Source organism: Syntrophorhabdales bacterium, from assembly GCA_035541455.1.
Lineage (GTDB): Bacteria > Desulfobacterota > Syntrophorhabdia > Syntrophorhabdales > WCHB1-27 > JADGQN01.
Map to the genome: position 1 here is coordinate 1 of DATKNH010000026.1, position 6392 is coordinate 6392.

A 6392-nucleotide genomic window follows, 5' to 3' on the forward strand; every position below is an offset into this window, starting at 1 on the left:
GGAGCACGAGTTGCTTCACGTTGGACACCACTCTTTCCTCGAGCTCCCTTCTGTCCTCGTCCCGGTGCTCGAGCAAGACCTTGAGAGCAGTATTCGCCTCTTGGAGACCCCGGGACTTTGCCTCAAGCGCTTCCTCCGCTCTCTTCCGCTCAGTAATATCCATCGTGGTGCCCACGAGTTGAACGACATCCCCAGCATCATTCAGGACAGGGTGCCGGATTGTATGAACATGTCTAACCGTTCCGTCGGCCAGCACGATCCTATGCTCATGGGAGCTATCTGCCTTTTCCCGGAACGACTACGACTAGGCTGCCGTCTTTCCGGCGGCCGATGATTTCAAAACGATTGGGACCCGTTTCTGCCAAGCTTCTGACGTCGGCGGCGAGGATTAGCGGTAGTTCGCGAAAGGTGATCCGGCTTGGGGTTCAATCCTGGGTGGGAGCGGTTTGCCGCATCTTGTGCGGTCGCAGCGTGCACGAGACGGTTTCCGCGAGCATGATTTGTTTGTGATTTGTTGTTGACGAGACAAATTCTTGCTGTTATCATCACCTATAGGCTCACGGCACAATAACACGAGCACCGATGACCATTTCACTTGAGATAGGGTTATGGGATCAAGTGCGACCAATCTTTTCGATTCTCCTGAAAGAGAGAAGGTCAGTGTAACGGTCTCTCGTGGCATCTCCGTTTCTATTGTCTTGTTCTCTGCAGAGATGGGCCGCAATTCCAGGAATCCCGGCATGCTGATGTGATTCTTTTTCAAGCGTTTCTACATTGAATTTCAAGATGGTAAACAATACGTACTATCCGGTAGACCCCTATGAGTGAAAAGATAAAATCTTACCGCATTACGGAGACGCTTTCGGAAAGAGGATCCACTGTGATCTGCCGCGCGGCCCGGCTCGCAACCGGCGAATCCGTCCTCCTCAAGATTCTCAAAGCCGATTCCTCAACCAAGGACGAACGCGCCCGGTTCAGACGTGAATTTGAAATTACATCTCGACGTGACCTGGCCGGCATCGCGAAGGCGCTTACACTGGAAGAAGATAACGAAGGTCTTGCGATCGTGTTTGAAGACATCGGCGGCCAGCCTCTGGACCGTATGCTGAAGCAAGGCCCTCTACCATTCGAAGACTGCCTTCAACTGGCGATTGCCCTTGTCGACACGCTGGGCTCGCTCCACACGCAGCACATCATCCATAAGGATATCAAACCGTCCAACGTTATCTTCAACCCTGCGACCAACCAGATCAACCTTATTGGCTTCGGCTTTGCCGATGAGATACCGGAGCGCAGTCTCAGCCAGCTTGCTTCTTTGGCCCTGGAAGGAACCCCTGAGTACATGTCCCCGGAGCAGACGGGTCGTATGAACCGTCCGGTCGATTATCGCACCGACTTCTATTCTTTCGGCGTAACTCTCTATTATATGCTGACGGGCAAACTGCCCTTTGGCGGGGATGATGCCCTGAGCATCGTGCATAGCCATATCGCCAGGACTCCGGTTCCACCTCACGAGATCAATAGCGCTATCCCGGAGATGGTCTCCCGTATTGTGATGAAGCTCCTCTCCAAGATGGCCGAGGACCGCTACCAGAGTGCAGGGGGGCTGAAGGCGGACCTGGAGAAGTGTTTGCGAGGGCTGCTTGATGGAGGGGTTGTCCCGGACTTCGAGCCTGGCCTGGATGATGTTTCCGATCGATTACGGTTTCCGGAGAAACTCTATGGCAGGGAAGAAGAGTTGGATCAACTGCTTCACGCCTTCGAGCGGGTGAGCAACGGTGGACGCGAGGTGCTGCTTGTCACCGGGTACGCCGGCGTGGGTAAGACCAGACTGGTGCAACAGATACATAAGACGGTGATAGAGAAACAGGGATATTTTATCCAGGGCAAGTTCGATCAGCTGCAACGCAATGTGCCGTATTTCGCCTGGATCCAGGCTCTTACGGAGCTGGTGAATATCCTTCTCATGGGAAGCGAGCCGGAGCTGAAGCGATGGAAAGAGGACACCCAACAAGCCCTCGGAGGTATCGGCGGAGTATTGACGGATGTCATTCCCAACCTGGAGCTGATCATCGGCCCGCAACAGGCTTTCCCCGAACTGGCCGGCATTGAAGCCCAGAACCGCTTCAACTATGTATTCCTGGAGTTCATGAAAGCGATTGCGACAAAAGATCGACCACCGGTCATTTTCCTGGACGACCTGCAATGGATAGATGCGGCCTCTCTGAACTTGCTCGAGACCCTGATGAAAGGTGGCGCCTCAAGCGTTCTCGTAATCGGTGCCTACCGGGACAATGAAGTCGACGCTCTTCACCCATTGAGGAAGGGTATTGAAGCATTGCGCAAAGACAACACAATTATCGGCATGCTCACGCTCGAGGAACTTTCAGAGAAAACCGTTAACGAGCTTTTGGCCGACACTCTGCTCAGGGAGCCTTTCGAAACAGCCCCTCTTACTCACCTGATCTACGCCAAGACGGGGGGAAATCCGTTCTTCCTGATTGAGACGATCAAGGCGCTGGCTAAAAAGAAAAGCATATTTTTTGATATCAGAAGCAGAAGCTGGGAATGGGCTACTTCTGCCCTTCAGGGAATGGAGATAGCCGACAACGTGGTTAGCCTCATGCTTGGCAGGATTGAGCAGTTGCCGCCTGAAGCCCGGAATATATTGCCTCTTGCAGCCTGCATCGGCTACACATTCGATCTGCATACCTTGTCCATTATCGCGGAGCAGCCCGAAGATAGTGCTTTGAAGAATCTGCAGCCGGCGCTTCGTGAAGGTCTCATAACACCTGTGAACGGAAATTTTAAGTTTTCACACGATCGTATCCAGCAGGCCGCATATTCTGTTATTCCGGACACAGATAAGAAACAGGTCCATCTCACGATCGGCAGGCTCTTGCTTGGACATATGGCTGAGCATGAGCGGGAACACCAGCTTTTCACCATAGTCGACCATCTGAATACGGGGTCCGAGCTGATCGATACAAGAGATGAAAGACTTGAGCTGGCGCGCCTGAATCTGGATGCGGGATCAAAAGCCAAATCATCGGGTGCGTTTTCGGCGGCTGCGGAGTACTTTGAAGCCGGCGTCGGTATGCTTACGGAAGATAGTTGGACGACTGACTACAAGCTGGCGATGGAATTGCACACCCGTGCCTCTCAGGCCCAAAGCCTGCTCGGTAATCTGGACCGGACACAGCAGTTGTTTGCCGTGATCACGGGCAAAGCCACCGCGGTTGTCGATATGGTAGGTGCGTATGAGAGCAAAATGCATTGTTACGTATCCCGGGGTGAACTCCAGGATGTTTTAGATGTTGCGTCGGAGATTCTTGAAAAACTCGGCATGAACTTACCTGGTCATCCAACTGGCGATGACGTTGCGCGGAAATTGGAAGAGACGAAATCGCTTTATGCAGACATTCCCATTGAGGATCTCATCAATTTGCCCAAGATGACCGATCCCAACAAGCTTGCTATAGCGCGCATCGTGTCAAAAGCGATCGCGGCGGCGTATATAGGGAGGCCAAACCTCTGGGCCCTATTTGTACTCTCGCAAGTGAGTTTGTCCATCAAATATGGCAACGCAATCGAATCCCCATATTTCTATGTTGCCTACGCGCCCATGCATTATGTACCTCAAGGAAATTTCGACGAAGGCTATCGTTTTGGAAAGCTCGCTTTGGCGCTCCTGGAGACCACGAATAACCTGCTATTCAGGTCCAAAACGCTTGAGGTACTTGGCGGTCACGTATGGCACTTCAACCAACACTTGAGGACAACACTGCCTTATCTGGAGGCGGGCTATCAGAGTGGACAGGAAGTCGGCGATCTGGAGTACGCCGGCTATAATGCATTCTTCTACTGCTGCAATTCATATTTTGCCGGAGCGGAACTCCACAATCTTGAGCAGGTGATGGCCATTTACAGCGAATCCCTCAAGAAAATACAAGCTGAAACCGCGAGTCGTTGGCTGAGGCCTTTTTGGCAGGCTACAGTGAACCTGCTGAAGCCATCCGGTGACCCTCTTCTTCTTGTTGGCAACTGCTTCGATCAGGAGGAGATGCTGCCTGTACTGGAGCAAACGCATAACACCGCGGCGCTAGCCGCTTTCTACGTCATCAGATTGATGCTCTGCTATCTTTTCGAGGATTATCAGCAGGCAGTGGATTGCGCGGAACTGGCGCACGAGAACAGAGAAGGTATGCTCGGGATGTTCTCGGATGGTATGTCCGTTTTCTATGATTCACTGGCCCGTATTCAGCTCTACCCCGATGATGACCGGTCACAGCAAACGCAAATTCTTGAGAGAGTATCCGGTAACCAGAGCAAACTGAAACGTCTGGCGGACTGTGCCCCCATGAACTTTCTTCACAAGTTCTATCTGGTTGAGGCCGAACGCATGCGCCTGACCGGAGATATGGCTGCACTGGATTACTATGATAAGGCCATTTCGTTTGCTAGAGAGAATGAGTACATCCAGGAAGAAGCTCTGGCAAATGAGCTGGCTGCCAAGTTCTGGTTAGGAAAGGCCAAAGATGATATTGCCCGGCTCTATTTGACAAGGGCTTACCGTTGCTATGACTCCTGGGGAGCCGTAAGGAAAGTAAAGGATTTGGAAAAACGGTATGCATCTCTTATTGAGGTTGAGGAAAAGACGACCGGCACCGAGCTTCAGTTGTTAGACTTATCCACCCTGATGAAGGCTACACGGGCAATCTCGAGCGAAATGGAGATGGATAAGCTGCTCAGCAAAGCGATGCAGATAGTCGTTGAGAATGCGGGTGCTCAAAATGGATTTCTGCTCTTGGAACAGGGTGGCGTCATGCAAATCGTCGCCAAAGGAGGTGTAGGCGCCGACGAGGTTACAGCAGCCCTGCCAATAGGAATGGATGAAAGCAATCTGGTGGCGCGTAGTGTAGTCCGTTTCGTGGCCCGCAGTAAACAAACGGTTGTGTTGGATGATGCGGAAAAACAGGGTGACTTTGTAAATGATCCGCGCATCAGGCATAACGGAATCAAGTCGCTGCTCTGCGTCGCTCTCTTGAGCCGGGGGAGACTGATCGGAATCCTGTACCTGGAAAACAACCTTACAACTCAGGCATTCACCCGGGAGAGAGTTCAACTCCTGGAAATGCTTCTCTCGCAGGTGGCAGTATCATTCGAAAACGCCCGGGTGTACGATGGCCTGCGTGAAAGCGAAGAGCGCCACCGTGTCACGCTCCAGACGGCCATGGACGGCCTCTTTCGCATCGACATGCAAGGCCGGATCATTGAGGTCAATGAGGCGTATTGCCGCATGACCGGCTATAGCGCGCAGGAACTCCTGACCATGCAGCTTGCGGATATATCGGCAGTGCGGACCGCAGAGATGGTCACGGCCGAGATTAAAAAGACCGCGGAAGAGGGCCCCCGGCGCTTTGAATCTGTCCACCGCCGCAAAGACAGCAGCTTGTTAGACGTCGAGATCAGCGCGCAATACCAGCCTATCGCCGGCGGTCAAACAGTTATTTTTGTACGCGATATCACGGAGCGGAAGCGCGCAGAAGAGGCGCTCCGCCGTTTAAATCGCGAACTGCGCGCGGTCAGCATGTGCAACCAGGCTTTACTGCGGGCGACGGACGAGCAGACCCTCCTCAGCGACATCTGTCACATCGTCTGCGATGAGGCAGGCTACCGCATGGCATGGGTGGAATATGCTGAAAACGATGAAGCTAGGAGTATACGTCCGGTGGCCTGGGCCGGGTTCGATGCCGACTACGTGGCGAATGCCAAGCTTTCATGGTCGGATGAGACCGAACGCGGGCGAGGTCCCGGCGGCATTGCCATTCGAAGCGGCGAGACATACTATTTCCAGGATGTAGCGCAAGACCCCACGCTGGGCCCATGGCGCGATGGCGCCTTGCTGCGCGGCTACCGCTCCGGCATGGCCGTGCCCCTCAAAAACGAGAACGGCAAAGCGTTCGGCGGCATGATGATCTATTCGAATGTGCCCGATGCCTTCACTCCGAATGAGGTCAGCCTGATGGAGGAACTGGCGGGCGACCTTGCCTTCGGCATCAACGTTCTGAGGACGCGGGCCGAGCGCAAGAGGGTAGAGCGCGAGATCGCGCTGCTCAGTTTTGCCCTCAACAACGTACAGGAAGCCGCTTACCTGATCGAAGAAAATGCGCGCTTCCGTTTCGTCAATCAAGAAGCCTGCCGTGCCCTCGGTTATAGCCGTGACGAACTGCTCGGCCTCTCCGTTATGGATATCGATCCGGACTTTCCGCCTGAACGGTGGGTAAGCCACTGGATGGAGCTCAAGGCGAAAGGCGCCCTGAGTTTCGAAGGCCGCCACCGGACAAAGGACGCACGGATCTTTCCTGTTGAGATCAACACTAACTATTTCG

2 protein-coding genes are annotated in these 6392 nt (G+C 53.5%); one reads left to right on the plus strand and one right to left on the minus strand.

Going from position 1 to position 6392, the window contains the following annotated elements; all coding sequences use genetic code 11:
- Positions 1-256 (minus strand): PAS domain S-box protein (locus VMT71_03100; GenBank protein HVN22932.1); only part of this gene is annotated, 256 nt, incomplete at its 3' end.
- 564 nt (positions 257-820) lie between these two features.
- On the opposite strand from VMT71_03100, the gene VMT71_03105 reads away from it, so the two are divergent.
- Positions 821-6392 (plus strand): AAA family ATPase (locus VMT71_03105; GenBank protein ID HVN22933.1); only part of this gene is annotated, 5572 nt, incomplete at its 3' end.